This is a genomic window from Rhodococcus sp. BE178 (genome assembly GCF_050433545.1).
Taxonomy (GTDB): Bacteria; Actinomycetota; Actinomycetes; order Mycobacteriales; family Mycobacteriaceae; genus Prescottella.
Genome location: NZ_JBNPXA010000005.1, coordinates 227,256 through 243,166, shown reverse-complemented (window position 1 = coordinate 243,166; position 15,911 = coordinate 227,256). Strand labels below are relative to the sequence as shown.

The 15,911-nt window shown below is 67.1% G+C and carries 16 protein-coding genes; 10 read left to right on the top strand and 6 right to left on the bottom strand.

From position 1 onward, the window contains the following. Nucleotides 1-29: 29 nt before the first annotated feature. Nucleotides 30-1,214 (bottom strand): DNA polymerase III subunit beta, encoded by a 1,185-nt coding sequence (gene dnaN / locus J2X34_RS12255; protein WP_114720277.1) that lies wholly within the window; start codon nt 1,212-1,214, stop codon nt 30-32. Between the two features lie 570 nt (nt 1,215-1,784). After that, entirely contained in the window at nt 1,785-3,374 is a 1,590-nt protein-coding gene (dnaA, locus tag J2X34_RS12250; RefSeq protein WP_114720275.1) for a chromosomal replication initiator protein DnaA, read from the bottom strand. Nucleotides 3,375-4,037: 663 nt separating this feature from the next. Here dnaA and rpmH point away from each other — a divergent pair. The 6 genes from rpmH (at nt 4,038) to rsmG (J2X34_RS12220) (ending at nt 7,476) form a co-directional block, all read left to right on the top strand. Continuing rightward, complete coding sequence (rpmH, locus tag J2X34_RS12245; protein WP_005516618.1) at nt 4,038-4,181, top strand: 50S ribosomal protein L34; 144 nt, start codon at nt 4,038-4,040, stop codon at nt 4,179-4,181. A gap of 27 nt (nt 4,182-4,208) precedes the next feature. Beyond that, entirely contained in the window at nt 4,209-4,586 is a 378-nt protein-coding gene (gene rnpA / locus J2X34_RS12240; protein WP_114720273.1) for a ribonuclease P protein component, read from the top strand. Next, entirely contained in the window at nt 4,583-4,924 is a 342-nt protein-coding gene (yidD, locus tag J2X34_RS12235) for a membrane protein insertion efficiency factor YidD (RefSeq protein WP_114720271.1), read from the top strand. The genes rnpA and yidD overlap by 4 nt, the downstream gene beginning before the upstream one ends. Nucleotides 4,925-4,999: 75 nt before the next feature. Further along, nucleotides 5,000-6,103, top strand: coding sequence for a membrane protein insertase YidC (yidC, locus tag J2X34_RS12230; protein WP_114720269.1), 1,104 nt, complete (start codon nt 5,000-5,002; stop codon nt 6,101-6,103). A 20-nt stretch (nt 6,104-6,123) separates the two neighbouring features. Further along, the gene (locus J2X34_RS12225; RefSeq protein WP_114720267.1) at nt 6,124-6,687 is read left to right on the top strand and encodes a protein jag; all 564 of its coding nucleotides are present in this window, start codon (nt 6,124-6,126) and stop codon (nt 6,685-6,687) included. A 102-nt stretch (nt 6,688-6,789) separates the two neighbouring features. Beyond that, complete coding sequence (gene rsmG, locus J2X34_RS12220) at nt 6,790-7,476, top strand: 16S rRNA (guanine(527)-N(7))-methyltransferase RsmG (RefSeq protein ID WP_429517461.1); 687 nt, start codon at nt 6,790-6,792, stop codon at nt 7,474-7,476. 50 nt (nt 7,477-7,526) lie between these two features. On the opposite strand, the gene J2X34_RS12215 is transcribed toward rsmG (J2X34_RS12220), so the two are convergent. Further along, nucleotides 7,527-8,477 carry an esterase/lipase family protein gene (locus tag J2X34_RS12215; RefSeq protein ID WP_429517459.1) on the bottom strand — a complete coding sequence of 317 codons (951 nt, stop codon included), beginning with the start codon at nt 8,475-8,477 and terminating at the stop codon, nt 7,527-7,529. A 762-nt stretch (nt 8,478-9,239) separates the two neighbouring features. Here J2X34_RS12215 and rsmG (J2X34_RS12210) point away from each other — a divergent pair. From rsmG (J2X34_RS12210) to J2X34_RS12195, 4 genes are all read left to right on the top strand, one after another. Next, nucleotides 9,240-9,920 (top strand): 16S rRNA (guanine(527)-N(7))-methyltransferase RsmG, encoded by a 681-nt coding sequence (gene rsmG, locus J2X34_RS12210; RefSeq protein ID WP_429517457.1) that lies wholly within the window; start codon nt 9,240-9,242, stop codon nt 9,918-9,920. Nucleotides 9,921-9,990: 70 nt separating this feature from the next. Next, a complete protein-coding gene (locus J2X34_RS12205) occupies nt 9,991-10,998 on the top strand; it encodes a ParA family protein (protein WP_174914254.1) in 1,008 nt (335 codons plus the stop codon). A gap of 2 nt (nt 10,999-11,000) precedes the next feature. Beyond that, nucleotides 11,001-12,167, top strand: coding sequence for a ParB/RepB/Spo0J family partition protein (locus J2X34_RS12200; protein ID WP_429517455.1), 1,167 nt, complete (start codon nt 11,001-11,003; stop codon nt 12,165-12,167). A 217-nt stretch (nt 12,168-12,384) separates the two neighbouring features. After that, nucleotides 12,385-13,083, top strand: coding sequence for a GNAT family N-acetyltransferase (locus J2X34_RS12195; protein ID WP_429517454.1), 699 nt, complete (start codon nt 12,385-12,387; stop codon nt 13,081-13,083). Between the two features lie 48 nt (nt 13,084-13,131). Here J2X34_RS12195 and J2X34_RS12190 read toward each other — a convergent pair whose 3' ends face one another. From J2X34_RS12190 to trxB, 3 genes are all read right to left on the bottom strand, one after another. Continuing rightward, entirely contained in the window at nt 13,132-14,334 is a 1,203-nt protein-coding gene (locus J2X34_RS12190) for an N-acetylmuramoyl-L-alanine amidase (RefSeq protein WP_429517453.1), read from the bottom strand. Between the two features lie 168 nt (nt 14,335-14,502). After that, entirely contained in the window at nt 14,503-14,826 is a 324-nt protein-coding gene (trxA, locus tag J2X34_RS12185; RefSeq protein WP_114720255.1) for a thioredoxin, read from the bottom strand. 68 nt (nt 14,827-14,894) lie between these two features. Continuing rightward, nucleotides 14,895-15,884 (bottom strand): thioredoxin-disulfide reductase, encoded by a 990-nt coding sequence (gene trxB / locus J2X34_RS12180; RefSeq protein WP_114720253.1) that lies wholly within the window; start codon nt 15,882-15,884, stop codon nt 14,895-14,897. Nucleotides 15,885-15,911: the final 27 nt, after the last annotated feature.

The following is a 15,911-nucleotide window of genomic DNA, read 5'->3' as shown; positions in this document are numbered from 1 at the left end:
CCCGCGGGGCGTCGGCTGCGACGCGGGGATCAGCCCGGCAGTCGAACCGGCATCAACAGGTACGTGTAGTCGCTCTCCGGCGCCGGGAACGCACCGGACTCGCCGCGCTCGGGCGCTTCCTCGCCGGCCGGGCGCAGCACTGCGGGGCGGCTGGGCGTGGTGAAGCCGAACAGCACGCGCTCCGAGTGCAGCGACGAGAGACCGTCGATGAGGTAGCCGGGGTTGAACGCGATGATCAGCGGCTCACCCTGGAAGTCGGCCTCGAGCGACTCCTCGGCGCGGCCGGCATCGTCGCCACCGGCGGACAGCAGCAGACCGTCGGCGTTGAACTCGAGCCGCACCTGCGCGCCGCGCTCGGCGACCAGGGCGACACGCTTGATCGCCTCGACCAGCGGTGCCACCTCGACCGTGGCCATCGCGGTGTGCTCGGCCGGCAGCAGCTGGCGGAACTTGGGGAACTCGGCATCGAGCAGGCGGGTGGTGGTGCGGCGGCCGTCGGCGACGATGCCGAGCATGCCCTCCGAACCGACCGATGCCCCGGAACCGAGCGCGAGCTCGACGGGCGCGAGGGTGTTGCCGCCCAGCGTCTTCGCGGACTCGGACAGCGTCTTGGCGGGCACCAGGACCGCGGCGGAGGTCTCGCCCGCGGTGGGCATCCACTCGAGCTGACGGACGGCCAACCGGAAACGGTCGGTGGCCGCGAGCACGACGTTGGTGCCCTCGATCTCGACGCGGATACCGGTGAGCATCGGGAGGGTGTCGTCCTTGCCGGCCGCGACGGCGACCTGGCTGATGGCCTCGGAGAACAGATCCACCGGCACCGAACCGGTCTGCTGCGGCAGCGTCGGCAGCTGCGGGTAGTCCTCGACGGGCATGGTGGGCAGCGAGAACTTGGCGCTGCCGCACGTGATCAGCACGCGGGTGCCGTCGACGGTGACGTCGACGGGCTTGTTGGGCAGGGCCCGGGTGATGTCGGCGAGGAGTTTGCCGGACACGAGGACCTGACCGGTGGTGGTGACCTCGGCCGAGACGCGCACCTGCGCCGAGACCTCGTAGTCGAAACCGGAGACGGTCAGTCCCTGCTCGTCCGCACCGAGCAGCACGCCACCGAGGACGGGCACCGGCGGCCGCGAAGGCAGACTGCGCGCGACCCATGCGACGGAGTCGGCGAAGTCCTCCCGAGCAACGCGAAACTTCATACTTCCAAGCTCCATCGCTCGGGTGTTCCTCTCGGTAGGCACGGACGTATCTGCAGCAGCTGCGCATGAAGGCTGCAGAGGCTGCGCTAGCAGTCTGACACAGCGGCCAGAGGACACCGTATGCGTTCGGAGGTCGTGTTGAAAAGCGGGCGCCGGCGCCTCGAGACACCTCGAGGCGGGCTGTGAACGGTCGGGTTCGCCCGGATGTTCACAGGGCCTGTTTTCAAAGAACTTCTCTCGAGAAGACTTCAATCTCAGTAATAGGCACTGTGGAATCTGTGGATGGACACTCGAAGTCGCTGGTCCCCGGTACTCGAGGCATGGGGACTTCTCGAGGACGTACTCGAGGACGAATCGGGCGCGGTTGTGGATACCTCGAGACAGTTCGAAGTTGTCCCACAGTTGTCCACAACGATTACACCTTATACACACACCTATCCACAGGTGTGAATTCTTTCGGATTCGTGTCTCGAGTCACCCCGGAAGCACGACATCCGCACGGCAGAATCCGTGCGGATGTCGGTGGATCGTGCGGCGGTGCCGTTCTCGAGACGGTCCGGCTGTGTCGGCTCTTGTCGGTTCTGGTCAGCTCTTGGAGCGCTGCTTGATGCGAGCGGTGAGCTCCTGCACCTGGTCGTAGACCTTGCGCCGCTCGGTCATCTCCTTGCGGATCTTCTTGTCCGCGTACATGACCGTGGTGTGGTCCCTGCCGAACGTCTGGCCGATCTTGGGCAGCGACAGGTCGGTGAGCTCGCGGCACAGGTACATGGCGATCTGGCGGGCCTGCGCGAGCGGTCGGGCCTTGCCGGGGCCGCACAGGTCGTCGATCGACGTGTTGAAGTACTCGGCGGTCACCGCCATGATCGTCGCCGCGTTGATCTCGAGTGCCGCCGAATCGGGCATCAGGTCCCGGAGCACCACCTCGGCGAGCTTGAGGTCCAGCGCCTGCCGGTTGAGCGACGCGAACGCCGTCACACGGATGAGCGCCCCCTCGAGTTCGCGGATGTTGCGTTCGATCCGGCTGGCGATCAACTCGAGAACATCGTGCGGAACATCCAGACGGTCCATCCGCGCCTTCTTCGACAGGATCGCGATCCGCGTCTCGAGTTCGGGCGGCTGGACGTCGGTGATCAGACCCCACTCGAAGCGGGTCCGCAGCCGCTCCTCGAGCGTCGCGAGCTGCTTGGGCGGGCGGTCCGAGGACACCACGATCTGCTTGTTCGCGTTGTGCAGGGTGTTGAAGGTGTGGAAGAACTCTTCCTGGATACCTTCCTTGCCCTCGATGAACTGGATGTCGTCGACGAGCAGGATGTCGGTCTCGCGGTACCGCCGCTTGAAGGCGACCTTGCGGTCGTCACGAAGACTGTTGATGAAGTCGTTCGTGAACTCCTCGGTGGAGACGTACTTGACCCGCATGCCGGGGAACAGACGCTGCGCATAGTGGCCGGCGGCGTGCAGCAGGTGCGTCTTGCCCAGGCCGGACGCGCCCCAGATGAACAGGGGGTTGTAGGCGCGGGCCGGTGCCTCGGCGATCGCGACGGCCGCGGCGTGCGCGAACCGGTTGGAGGCGCCGATGACGAACGTGTCGAACGTGTACTTCGCGTTGAGGCTGTTGCCACCCGACGACGCCGTCGCAGTGCTCGTCGGCGGCTTGGTGAAGTACGACGGCCAGGACTCGTGGACGCTGGCCAGCGCCTCGCGGTCGTCGTCGACCTCCTCGTGCTCGGCGAGGTCCGTCGGGACGGGGTCGGCGGCGCCCATCGCGAGATGGCGTCGGCGGTGCGCGCCCGACCCGGCGTCGGCGAAATCGGTGGACCCGACACGCTCGTTCGCGCGGGGCGCGGAGTCGATGTCGTTGCTGCTCAGGGGCTCGCCGAGGGTGTCGGCGTCCTCGGACGGTGCGGCGATGCGCACACCCAGCCCCTCGACCTTCTGCCCTAGATGGAGGTTGAGGGCCCGCAGGATCGGCTCCCGCAGATCGCGTTCGATCGCTTCCTGCGCCAGCGGCGACGGCACCGACAGCAACGCGAAACCCTGTGCGTACGTGAGCGGCTTGACGAGTGCGAGCCACGCCTTCTGTGCCTTGGTGAGTGCTGCGCCGTCCCCGGCATCGGAGGTCAGTTCTGCAACGACGTCGCGCCAGACATTCGCCAAGGCGTTCGGATCGTCGTTCACTGTGTGTCCTCCCCGTATGCGGGCCTGAACGGCCCGTCGCCGTGGTTGTCGGTTGAGCTCCCCCCGGTGAGGCTGGACCCCTTACTGGGCAACGAATATGCCACCCGAGCTGTGTTTCCACACAATTATCCACAGATGTGGACAACGCTCGAGTGCGGGGTTCGTCCACTCGGCATTCGGCGCGTACCGAATGCTCGAGGCTGTCACCTGGTGGTATGCGCTCAGGCGGAGGAAGTGCCGGCACTGCCGGCGTCGACACGGGCCGCGCGTGGTGATGTTAGTTGCCTTACAGTCCCGATTCTCGAGCGTCGCAGGGGGAAGGCTGATTCGCAGCGGGCGAGATCCGCGGTGCGACGCGAGCATCCGGGCTTCGGCTGTGCCATGCAGGGACGGTAACAATCGGTCGGTTCCTGCATGGCGATTCCACGCAATTGGCGCGTTCGGCCCCGCCGCGGATCCCGGTCGAGGATCTCTCGAGGTCTCGAGACCGATCCGGTTTGACCTTGCCTGTGGCGATCAGTACCCTCGAACAGTCACCCGATGGTGGAGGATGTGCGCTGGCCAGAGGTCGCGCCCCAGTGCTCTCGTGTGATCACCGGATTTTCCATTTGAAATGTTAGACCGACGCCGACCGGCGTCACCGAGCTTCGAGGAGTGTTGACCGTGGCCAAGGGCAAGCGGACGTTCCAGCCGAACAATCGCCGCCGCGCGCGCGTTCACGGCTTCCGTCTTCGTATGCGGACCCGTGCGGGTCGTGCAATCGTGTCGGCGCGTCGCCGTAAGGGCCGCGCCGAGCTCACCGCCTGATTTCGATACCGACTTCAGGAGCTCGGGGTGTTACCTGAGCCGTACCGCCTGCGTCGTCGCTCGGATTTCTCCGCGACGGTGCGTGGCGGACGTCGAATGGGTAGACGAGATCTGGTCGTCCACGCTCTCGAGCGTGGCTCGACCGACACCCTGGTGAGTATCGACGGTCCCCGTTTCGGGCTCGTCGTCAGCAAGGCTGTCGGGCCGGCGGTGATTCGACATCGAGTCGCCCGCCGGTTTCGTCATATCTGTGCCGGGTTGGTCGAGACCGTTCCCGTCGACACCGACGTTGTGATTCGCGCGTTGCCTGGTTCGGCGACCGCGACTTCCCGGGAACTCGACAAGCAGCTGCGGTCCGTGCTCCGAAAGATGGATCTGCTGGCTGACGAAGGTGATCCGGCATGAGTAGCGAACTCGATGAGGCGCGGACCGATTCCGGTCCGCGCTCTTCGTCGTTCGCGGGTACCCTCTGGACGACGCTGCGACGCTTTCCCGCGCGCGTCCTGATCTTCCTCATCGAGCTGTACCGAACCTATGTGTCCCCACTCCGCCTGCCGACCTGTCGGTTCACACCGACCTGCAGCGAGTACGCGGTCGACGCGCTACGCACCCACGGTGCGGTGAAGGGTTCGGCGCTCACTGTCGTGCGGATTGTGAAGTGCGCGCCCTGGCACCCTGGTGGGTGGGATCCCGTCCCGGAACGTCGAGGACGACACATCCACCACCATGCGAGCCAGGAATGATGCGCCGCGCTCGCCCGATACTTGCCCAACACCACGGTGTGGTGAACGTGGACGAACAGAGGAGTACTTAGAGCCGTGCTCGACATCATTTACTATCCGGTGTCCGGGATCCTGTGGGTCTGGCACAAGGTGTTCGGCGCCGTTCTCGGCGACGACAACGGCATCGCCTGGGCGCTGTCCGTCATGTTCCTGGTCTTCACGCTGCGCGCCATCCTCTACAAGCCGTTCGTGAAGCAGGTGCGCACCACGCGGCAGATGCAGGAGCTGCAGCCGCAGATCAAGGCGCTGCAGAAGAAGTACTCCAAGGACCGCCAGCGGATGGCCCTGGAGATGCAGAAGCTGCAGAAGGAACACGGCTTCAACCCCGTCATGGGCTGTCTGCCGGTGCTGCTGCAGGCGCCGGTGTTCATCGGCCTGTTCCACGTCCTGCGCTCGTTCAACCGCACCGGTACCGGCTACGGCGGTCTCGGCATGTCGGTCGAGGAGAACGCCAACACCGCGAACTATTGGTTCAGCGCCACCGACGTCCAGTCGTTCCTGAGTGCCCGTCTGTTCGGTGCCCCGATTTCGTCCTACATCACGATGCCGAAGGAGACGCTCGAGTCGTTCGGCGCCTACGGCACTGTGCCGACGGTCGCGAACATCGCCGCCGTCGCGGTTCCGCTGATGATCATCGCGTCCGTCGCGACGCACTTCAACTCGCGCGCCTCGGTCGCGCGTCAGAGCGCCGCCGCGGCAGCCAACCCGCAGTCCGCGATCATGAACAAGCTCGCGCTGTGGGTGTTCCCGCTCGGCGTGCTCGTCGGTGGCCCGTTCCTGATGATCGCCATCCTCCTGTACTGGGTGTCGAACAACATCTGGACCTACGCGCAGCAGCACCTCGTCTTCCGCAAGATCGACGCGGAGGAGGACGCCAAGAAGCAGGCCGCGCTCGAGCGTCGTGCCGACAACGCGCCGAAGCCGGGTGCACGTCCGTCGCTCGACAAGAAGAAGAAGGCCGCCCCGTCCTCCCCGGTCGTCGACGCCGAGTCCACCGATGCGGGGACGTCGGAGACCGGAGAGTCGTCGGCTGACGAACGAACCGGATCGGGTGGTGGATCGACCGGGCAGCAGCGCCCCAAGCCGAAACCGCGGCCGGCAGCGAACCGCCCCAAGAGCAACAAGCGCAAGCGGCGCTGACCTCCAGAAAGAGAACGACCATGACCAGTGAGCAGGACACCGCCCGGGCCGGTGAGAACAGGGAGGGCACAGACGTGGTACTCGAGACGCAGAACGTGGACACGGACGCGGACACCGACACCGAGGACGAACTGATCGAGGAAGGCGAGATCGCCGGCGATTACCTCGAGCAGTTGCTCGACGTCCTGGACTTCGACGGCGACATCGATCTCGACGTCGAGGGCGACCGTGCGGTCGTGAGTATCGACGGCGGCGACGATCTGTCGAAGCTGGTCGGCCGCAAGGGCGAGGTGCTCGACGCCCTCCAGGAGCTGACCCGTCTCGCGGTCCAGCAGTCCACCGGTGTGCGTAGCCGCCTCATGCTCGACGTGGCCGGCTGGCGTGCCGGACGTCGCGCAGAGCTGAGCGAGCTCGGCAAGGCCGCGGCGGAGCGTGTTCTGGCCTCGGGCGAGCGCGAGGAACTCACCCCGATGACGCCGTTCGAGCGCAAGATCGTGCACGACGCCGTCGCCAAGGTCGACGGTGTGTCCAGCGAGAGCGAGGGCGCCGAGCCCAACCGTCGCGTGGTCGTGCTGAAGGACTGATCGCACCCGGCTGACGTCGGTGCAGAGGCCGAGGGGATCTCAGTCCCAGGACTGAGATCCCCTCGGCCTTTCTCTTGTTGTTGTGGTGGCGGGTTGGGGAGGATGTTTCACGTGGAACTGGTTGATGAGCAGTGGGATGTTGTCGGTGCGGTGGCTCGGGTGTTCGGTGAGCGGGCGTCGTTGGCGGAGGCGTATCACGCGTCGTTGGCGTCGGATGGTGTGGTGCGGGGGTTGATCGGTCCGCGTGAGGTGCCGCGGTTGTGGGTGCGGCATGTGCTCAATTGTGGGGTGTTGGGTGAGTTGGTGGGGGCTGGTGAGTCGGTGGTCGATGTGGGGTCGGGTGCGGGTTTGCCGGGGATTCCGTTGGCGATTGCGCGGCCGGATGTGCGGGTGACGTTGGTGGAGCCGTTGTTGCGTCGGTCGGTGTACTTGCAGGAGTTCGTGGATTCGGTGGGGCTGGAGAATGTGACGGTGGTGAGGGGGCGCGCGGAACAGGCGGGGGTGGTGAAGGAGGTCGGCGGTGCGGATGTGGTGACGTCGCGGGCGGTGGCGCCGTTGGAGCGGTTGGCGCGGTGGTCGCTGCCGTTGGTGCGGGTCGGTGGCCGGATGCTGGCGTTGAAGGGTTCGAGTGCGGCGGAGGAGATTTCCCGCGACCGTGCCGTGCTGGCGCGGCTGGGTGCCGGGAAGCTCGAAGTCGTCGAGTGCGGCGGCGACGTGTTGCCGGTGCCGACGATCGTGGTGAGCGCGGAACGAGTCGCGCACCATCGGCATCGCGGTCACCGCAACTGACACCGGACCCCTCCCCTCCCCCACCGAGGGATGGTGCGGGACGGTTCCGATCAGCCGCCGACGAACGGCGCGACGAACACGCACGGCACCGGCCGCGGATGCGCCGGATCCAGCGCATTGAGCACGTGGCCGGCCGCGACGCGGGATGCCGCGAGCGCCAGGTGGTCCGAGAAGTCCGACGGGCAGCCGTCCTGCACCACGATGTTGGTCGCGTTCGGTGCCTCCACATAGCCGCTCGTGTACGGCAGGATCAGTTCGTCGTAGCGGGTCATGATGTTGGTGTAGGTCACCCCCGGCGCATACAGGCCACCGGCGTGCAGTTTCGCGATGAACTGCGATGCGGGGAGGAACTGGAGACACGCCTGGCAAAATGGCAGCACTCCACGGGCGTCGTCGGTGCCGAGACCGAGAATCGTTGCGCCACCGTCCGGTCCGGTGAGTGCACTGCCGTTCCAAGCCGGACCGAGTGAGACGTACTTGTCGACCTTGGCTGCGCCGCCGAGGTACTTGACGAAGTAGTTGGGCACGACCGATCCCTGCGAGATACCCAGGATGTCCACACGTGCCGCGCCGGTCGCCGCGAGCACCTCGTCCACGAAGTCACCGATCTGGGCCGCGCTGTCCTCCGCGCGCGCCATGCCCCCGATCGCGCTGACCGGATAGGGCTGATCGGCGTAGTTGCCGAATGTCAGCGCGAAGACGCAGTAGCCCTCGTTGGCGAGCAGCGGCGCGAACGTGGTCCACATGTTGAGTCGATTGGCTCCGGTGCCGTGCACGAGCACCACGGGGTTCGGGTGTTCCGGGGTCGGCCGGCAGGACCAGTCGTTGGATCCGGCGGCCGAGCCGCCGGGGTTGATGAACTCGTCCTGGACGAAGAGGTTGTACGGCACCGGGAACGGCTCGGCGCCGGCCGGTCCCGTCGACAGAGCCGAGCCGATGGCAAGTACCGCCGCTACGACCGCGGCCCGCCACCCCATGCGGATTCTCTTACCGATTGCCATCCCGCCACCCCCTGATCGCGTCCCTATGTGCCGGAACGCTACGCGAGCGAGGCGGTGAGCGTCACGAAAGCCGCGATTCCGCGTTGTTTCAGGTGAATCATGCTGCGCGGCAACAGAAGAGCCGATTTGTCGGATATGGGCGACAGTGCTGGCGTGAGCCCCCACCCGGTCATACCGGCTCATTTCGTCACTGTGACAGCGGGTTCGGGGTTTGGCGGATCTCGGGGCTTCGAATCCGATCCGCGCGGCGCCCCTCACGGGTGCGCGGAGGTCGATCGGTGTGGTGACCGCGGAGCGTGCGGCTCAGCTCTCGTCGATCCCGCTCCCGTTGGGGCGTGCGGACTGGTCACGGTGGCGATGTTTCACGTGAATCATCCGGGCGTCGATCGCAGGGCTCTCGCAGGAGGCGACCCGATGCGTCACCAGGTCGCTGGGGGCCGTGCGCCGTCCGCGACCGAAGTGATGTCGTGCCACCAGGCTGGGCCGCCTGCCGGCGTGCCCCGAGCGGCGCACGTCGGGCCCGGATCATCGTCGAGGGGGCGGGTGTCGCCGGGCCGGCTTCGCGGTGTTCCACGTGAAACGGCGGCGCGGCACTGTTCCACGTGGAACATGGCCGCCGTCCATGCGGTCGAGTCAGGGAACTAGGCTGGCCGGCGTCGAGCATCCGGCGCGCGGCGACGTGTCCGCCCCCCCTCCCCCATTTTGGTCGTGGTGTCGAGAACTGGTGCCAGAGTTTGTTGTTGTGGTGGCGGGTTGGGGAGGATGTTTCACGTGGAACTGGTTGATGAGCAGTGGGATGTTGTCGGTGCGGTGGCTCGGGTGTTCGGTGAGCGGGCGTCGTTGGCGGAGGCGTATCACGCGTCGTTGGCGTCGGATGGTGTGGTGCGGGGGTTGATCGGTCCGCGTGAGGTGCCGCGGTTGTGGGTGCGGCATGTGCTCAATTGTGGGGTGTTGGGTGAGTTTGTGGGGGCTGGTGAGTCGGTGGTCGATGTGGGGTCGGGTGCGGGTTTGCCGGGGATTCCGTTGGCGATTGCGCGGCCGGATGTGCGGGTGACGTTGGTGGAGCCGTTGTTGCGTCGGTCGGTGTATTTGCAGGAGTTCGTGGATTCGGTGGGGCTGGAGAATGTGACGGTGGTGAGGGGGCGCGCGGAACAGGCGGGGGTGGTGAAGGAGGTCGGCGGTGCGGATGTGGTGACGTCGCGGGCGGTGGCGCCGTTGGAGCGGTTGGCGCGGTGGTCGCTGCCGTTGGTGCGGGTCGGTGGCCGGATGCTGGCGTTGAAGGGTTCGAGTGCGGCGGAGGAGATTTCCCGGGATCGCGCTTCCCTTGGTCGGTTGGGTGCTGGCAAGCTGGAGGTCGTCGAGTGTGGTGTCGACGTGTTGCCGGTGCCGACGATCGTGGTGAGCGCGGAACGAGTCGCGCAACACGGTCGCCGGCACCGCTGAGTTACCGGCATTCGAGAGCTCGAGGGTTGAGAATTGCGTCATGAGTGGTCATCAAGTGAAGGAGCAGTAGATGTCGGCTGGACCTGAATCCGCCGTTTCACGGGAAACGGTTTCACGTGAAACTGCTGCCCCGCCCGAATCGACCGGCGGCAGTCGAGACCAGAGCCTCGCCCACTCCCCCTACGCCGGTATCTCCCTCGCGGACACGCCGATCGGCGCCGCCGCGCAGCGTGCGAGTCAGGTGCTCCATCCCGGTTCGGTGACTCTGCCGAAGCCGTCGCATCGTCGGGTGTTCACGATCGCCAACCAGAAGGGTGGCGTCGGCAAGACCACCTCCACGGTGAATCTGGCGTCGGCGCTGGCGATCCAGGGGCTCACCGTCCTCGTCGTCGATCTCGATCCGCAGGGCAACGCGAGCACCGCGCTGGGTGTCCCCCACACGTCGGGGACGCCGTCGAGCTATGAACTGCTCCTCGGTGAGGTGACCGCGAAGGAAGCGATCCAGCAGAGCCCCCACAACGAACGCCTCTACTGCATCCCCGCGACGATCGACCTGGCCGGCGCGGAGATCGAACTCGTCTCGATGGTGGCGCGCGAGAACCGCCTCAAGAACGCGCTGTCGGAGAAGGCGCTCGCCGACATCGACGTCGACTTCATCCTCATCGACTGCCCGCCGTCGCTGGGCCTGCTGACGGTCAACGCGATGGTCGCCGCGAAGGAGGTGCTGATCCCGATCCAGTGCGAGTACTACGCGCTCGAGGGCGTCGGGCAGTTGCTCCGCAACATCGAACTGGTCCAGGCGCACCTCAATCCGGAACTGCACGTCTCGACCGTGCTGCTGACGATGTACGACGCCCGCACCAAGCTGGCGGACCAGGTGGCCGAGGAGGTGCGCAAGCACTTCGGCGACGCGGTGTTGCGTGCGATCATCCCCCGCAGCGTGAAGGTGTCCGAGGCTCCCGGTTACGGGATGACGGTCCTCGACTACGACCCCGGATCGAGGGGGGCGATGAGCTATCTCGACGCCGGCCGAGAACTCGCGGCACGCGGGATGACCACCACGACGCAGGAGCAGTAGAGATGGCGCAGACACGTAAGGGCGGGCTCGGCCGCGGGCTGGCGGCGCTGATCCCGACGGGGCCGGCCAACGGTGGACCGGGACTGGGGAACGCGGCCGCGGACGTCATCATCGGGACGTCGGCGCCGGCCGCCGGTGTCGCCACCAAGGATCCCGTGGATCCCCCGGCGGACGCAGCGGAGTCGGGGGCCACCGCGGCCGCGCCGAAGGCCGCCAAGAAGACCGCAGCGAAGGCCACGGCGAAGGCTCCGGCCAAGACCCCGGCGAAGCCGGCCGCGGCCGCGAAGGCCGCGGATGTCGTCGCGAGCGCGCCGACCCCGACTCCCGCGGTGCGCACCGACGAGGAGCCCCTCTCCCCCGCCGGTGCGGTGTACCACGAGATCCCGCCGCACCTGATCGAGCCGAACCCGAAGCAGCCCCGCCACGTCTTCGACGAGGAGGCGCTCAACGAACTGGTGCACTCGATCCGCGAGTTCGGACTGATGCAGCCGATCGTCGTCCGGCGGATCGGCCCCGAGCAGTACCAGCTCGTCATGGGCGAGCGCCGCTGGCGGGCGAGCCAGATCGCCGGCCTCGAGACGATCCCCGCGATCGTCCGCGAGACCACGGACGAAACGCTGCTGCGCGATGCCCTCCTGGAGAACATCCATCGGGTGCAGCTCAACCCGCTCGAAGAGGCGGCCGCGTATCAGCAGTTGCTCGAGGAGTTCGAGGTCACCCACGAGGAGTTGGCGGCACGGATCGGACGCTCGCGTCCGGTCGTGACGAACATGATCCGACTCCTCAAGCTCCCGATCCCGGTGCAGCGCCGCGTCGCGGCCGGTGTGCTGTCCGCGGGCCACGCCCGTGCGCTGCTGTCCCTCGAGGCGGGAGCGGACGCGCAGGAGGTGCTCGCGGCCCGCATCGTGGCCGAGGGCATGTCGGTGCGGGCAACGGAGGAAGCGGTCATGCTCGCGAATCGCGAGGGCCCCTCCCCTACCCCACCGGTGAAGCGGAAGCCGATCCAGATGCCGGGTCTGCAGGACGTCGCCGAGCGGCTGTCGAGTTCGTTCGACACTCGCGTCACGGTGAGTCTCGGCAAGCGGAAGGGCAAGATCGTCGTCGAGTTCGGTTCGGTCGACGATCTGGAGCGCATCGTGGGCATGATGGAGAAGCAGAGCGGTAACTGATCGCGTTTCACCGGCTCCGGGAACCCGTGACCATAACGTCACTGTGACGTTATGGTCGACGAGTCTCACGCTGCGGGGTCACGGGTCTCCGAAAGAGTCTGCTCCACAGGCTGATTCATGGGCCGGACATCGTCGCCGGGCCGCCGACGGAACTATCCCCTATTCTGGAGGGGATAGTTCCGTCGAGGAGGGGCGAGCATGGAGGCTGGCTTACACAGTGTCGACTAGCGTCACGTCACTCACACTGGACGGACTCGACAAGCTGTCCTCGCACGCGCGGCGATGCGTCTTCTGGGAAATGGATCCCGCCGCGGTTCGCAGCTCCCGAGAGTTCAGTGGTTTCCACGACCCCGAGTTCGAGAAGGAAGCATGGCTGTCGATGGTCATGCTCGAGTGGGGTTCGTGCGGCCAGGTCGCCCTCGTCGACGACAAACCGGCCGGCTGCGCCCTGTACGCCCCACCGAACATGGTGCCCCGGGCCGACCTTTTCCCCACGTCGCCGGTGAGCGCCGACGCGATCCTGCTGACCACGATGCGGCTGGAACCGACCGGTGACGAGTTCGAGTTGGGGTCGACGCTCATCCAGGCAGCCGTCGGCGATCTGGTCCGTCGCGGTGTCCGCGCGCTCGAAGCCTTCGGGATCCGACCCGACGCCGACTCCTCCCCCAGTGACGTCCCCACCGCGACCGCGGCCCGCGAGTGTTCGCCCCAGGAATGCATGATCAGCGCCGACTTCCTGACGGACGTCGGATTCGAGGTGGTCGCACCCCATCACCGGTTCCCGCGGTTGCGGCTCGAGCTCGATCGGGACCACCTGTGGAAGGCGGACGTCGAGGCGGCCCTGGAGCGGCTCCTGGAGGTCGCGGCCCTGTCACTGGTCGATATCGGCGAACGAAGCCCTGTGGGGGCCCACTAGGGCCCATTCCGGGTGGTTCCGGCAACGCCGAGTGGCCCCGTGGAACCGCTACCGGGCCCGCTGCGCGCCGGACAGTTCCTCGGCGAGCAGTTCGGCGAACGTGAACGTCCCGGTCGGCGCGTCGTCCTGCCCGAGCAGGTACAGCCGCTTGACGGCGACGAGGATCGCCTCGGCGATGGTGTCGCGGTAACGCGGGTTCGTCAGCACCGAAACGTCGGAATCATTTGTGAGATAACCGATGTCGACCTGAACGGTAGGCATCTTGGTGAGCCGCAAAAGATCCCAGGTGCGTCCGTGAGTTCTGCAGTCCTGCATAGGTGTTCGAGCCACGACCTCGCGCTGGATGAAGCCGGTGAGGATCTGGCCGATCATCGAGGTGGAGCCGTGCGAGTTGCCGAAGTGGAAGCTGGCCACACCGCCCGCGGACGGGCTGGTGTGGCTGTCGCACCGCAGCGCGATCATCAGGTCGGCGTCGAAGCCGTTGGACGTCTCGGCGCGTTCGGCCTCGCTGGGGTTGGCGTGCGGCGGGCGGGACAGGAACGTCTCCATCCCGGTCGCCGCCATGCGACCCTCGAGCCGGCTCGCGAGATCCCACAGGATCTCGGCCTCGCTCATCGGGCCGTGCGGGGTCGAGACGATCAGACCGGTGTCGGCGCCGCCCAGACCGGGATCGATGACGATCCGCTTGCCGCTGAGCTGCGGGCCGGACCGGCGGACCAGCTCCTCCTCGCTGATCGCGTGCGGCGAACCGCCGGAGACCCGGGTGCCGAGCAGTTCCAGCGACCGCAGGGTCGCGGGGCCGCAGATGCCGTCGGCGGCGATCCCGATCTCTCGCTGGAACGAGCTGAGCGCCTCGTGCGTCTGCGGGCCGAAGTAGCCGTCCACCCGCCCGACGTAGAACCCGAGGTCCTGCAGACGGGTCTGCAGGGCGGCGACGTCGTCGCCGTACAGCGGCGCGGACAGCTGATAGATGAGGGTGCGGGCGCCGAGGCGGTACGACGCCTCCTTGAGCGAGCGGTACGTCGCCGGACCGACGATCCCGTCGACCAACAGGCCACGCTGCTGCTGGAAGGCTCTGACGGCGGAATCGAGGTGGTGATCGAACACGGCGTCCGGGGCCACCCAGTGCGAGCCGTTGACGGCCTCACGCTGCGTCTCCGCTACCCCGTTGTGGAGGAAGCCCAGGCCGGTCAAGGTACCCCGAATCTCGGCGACGGCGGGGCCGTGATCGCCGTGACGGAGTAGCTGCATGCTCGCGGGCCTTTCGTTGCGGACGTCGATCGATTCTCTCAGACCGCCCCCGGATATCAGCAATCCAGTAGGCCACAGTGTGACAAGGCTGTAGCGCCAGTCGGGTCACACTGTGGCCTGTCCGGTGACACATTCGGTGCCTACCGGGCGGAGCGGAACGGATTCAGGTCAGAGGACGTCGGCGAGATCCTTGAGGAGGGCCGCCTTGCCCTTGGCGCCGACGATGGTCTTGATGGGCTTGCCGCCCTGGAACAGGATCATCGTGGGGATCGACATGACCTGGAAGTCGCGGGCCGCGCCCGGGTTCTGGTCGATGTCGAGCTTGGCGACGGTGAGCTTGTCGCCGTGCTCACCGGCGATCTCCTCGAGCACGGGGGCGACCATCTTGCACGGGCCGCACCAGGTGGCCCAGAAGTCGACGAGCACGGGCTTGTCGGAGTCCAGAACCTCCTGCTTGAACGAGTCGTCGTTGATCGTGATGGTGTTCGACACGGGATCCTCCTGGGACCTGGAAGTGCGCGGATCGGGACAGTGCTCGGATCGGGTGGTGCGGGACCGACTCAGGCGTCGACGGCGACGGGCTCGCCCGCGGCGGCGAGGGTGTTGCCGGTGATGTCGCCCTGGTCGGCCAGCCAGCGCTCGGCGTCGATCGCGGCGGCGCAGCCGGTGCCGGCGGCGGTGATGGCCTGACGGTAGGTGTGGTCCACGAGGTCGCCGGCGGCGAAGACGCCGTCGGTCGAGGTCGCGGTGGTCGGCGACTGCACCTTGACGTAGCCGGTGTCGTCGAGCTGCACCTGGCCCTTGACGAGCTCGCTGCGCGGGTCGTGACCGATGGCGACGAACATGCCGGTGACATCGAGCGTGGACTGCTCACCGGTGACGGTGTCGCGCACGACCAGGCCGGTGACGCTGTTCTCGCCGAGGACCTCGACCGGCTCGGCGCCTGTGACGAAGCGGATCTTCTCGTTCGCCTTGGCGCGCTCGAGCATGATGCGGGACGCGCGGAACTCCTCGCGGCGGTGCACGAGGGTGACGCTGCGGGCGAACTTGGTGAGGAAGGTGGCCTCCTCCATCGCGGAGTCGCCGCCGCCGACCACGACGATGTCCTGGTCGCGGAAGAAGAAGCCGTCGCAGGTGGCGCAGGCGCTGACGCCGCGGCCGAGGAGGCGTTCCTCGCCGGGGATGCCCAGGTAGCGGGCGGCGGCGCCCATCGCGAGGATGACGGCGCGCGCGTAGTACGTCTCGCCGGCCACGACGACCTTCTTGACCGGGCCGTCGAGCTCGAGTTCCTCGACGTCCTCGGTGCGGATGTCCGCACCGAAGCGCTTGGCCTGCTCGCGCATCTCGTCCATCAGGTCCGGGCCCATGATGCCCTCGCGGAAGCCGGGGAAGTTCTCCACCTCGGTGGTGGTCATCAGCGAGCCGCCGAACTGGGTGCCCTCGAAGAGCAGGGGCTCGAGCTCCGCGCGGGCGGCGTAGACGCCGGCCGTGTATCCGGCGGGTCCGGAGCCGACGATGATGAGGTCACGGACCGTGGTCGGAGTAGTCATGCGGGCCTTTCCTGTTCCTGTGATGCA

What these genes read in the sequence shown, in the direction of transcription:
- dnaN (WP_114720277.1), bottom strand. Translation starts at nt 1,214, where the DNA reads ATGGAGCTTGGAAGTATGAAGTTTCGCGTTGCTCGGGAGGACTTCGCC.
- yidD (WP_114720271.1), top strand. Translation starts at nt 4,583, where the DNA reads ATGAGTAGCGAACTCGATGAGGCGCGGACCGATTCCGGTCCGCGCTCT.
- J2X34_RS12225 (WP_114720267.1), top strand. Translation starts at nt 6,124, where the DNA reads ATGACCAGTGAGCAGGACACCGCCCGGGCCGGTGAGAACAGGGAGGGC.
- rsmG (WP_429517461.1), top strand. Translation starts at nt 6,790, where the DNA reads ATGTTTCACGTGGAACTGGTTGATGAGCAGTGGGATGTTGTCGGTGCG.
- J2X34_RS12215 (WP_429517459.1), bottom strand. Translation starts at nt 8,477, where the DNA reads ATGGCAATCGGTAAGAGAATCCGCATGGGGTGGCGGGCCGCGGTCGTA.
- rsmG (WP_429517457.1), top strand. Translation starts at nt 9,240, where the DNA reads ATGTTTCACGTGGAACTGGTTGATGAGCAGTGGGATGTTGTCGGTGCG.
- J2X34_RS12205 (WP_174914254.1), top strand. Translation starts at nt 9,991, where the DNA reads ATGTCGGCTGGACCTGAATCCGCCGTTTCACGGGAAACGGTTTCACGT.
- J2X34_RS12200 (WP_429517455.1), top strand. Translation starts at nt 11,001, where the DNA reads ATGGCGCAGACACGTAAGGGCGGGCTCGGCCGCGGGCTGGCGGCGCTG.
- J2X34_RS12190 (WP_429517453.1), bottom strand. Translation starts at nt 14,334, where the DNA reads ATGCAGCTACTCCGTCACGGCGATCACGGCCCCGCCGTCGCCGAGATT.
- trxB (WP_114720253.1), bottom strand. Translation starts at nt 15,884, where the DNA reads ATGACTACTCCGACCACGGTCCGTGACCTCATCATCGTCGGCTCCGGA.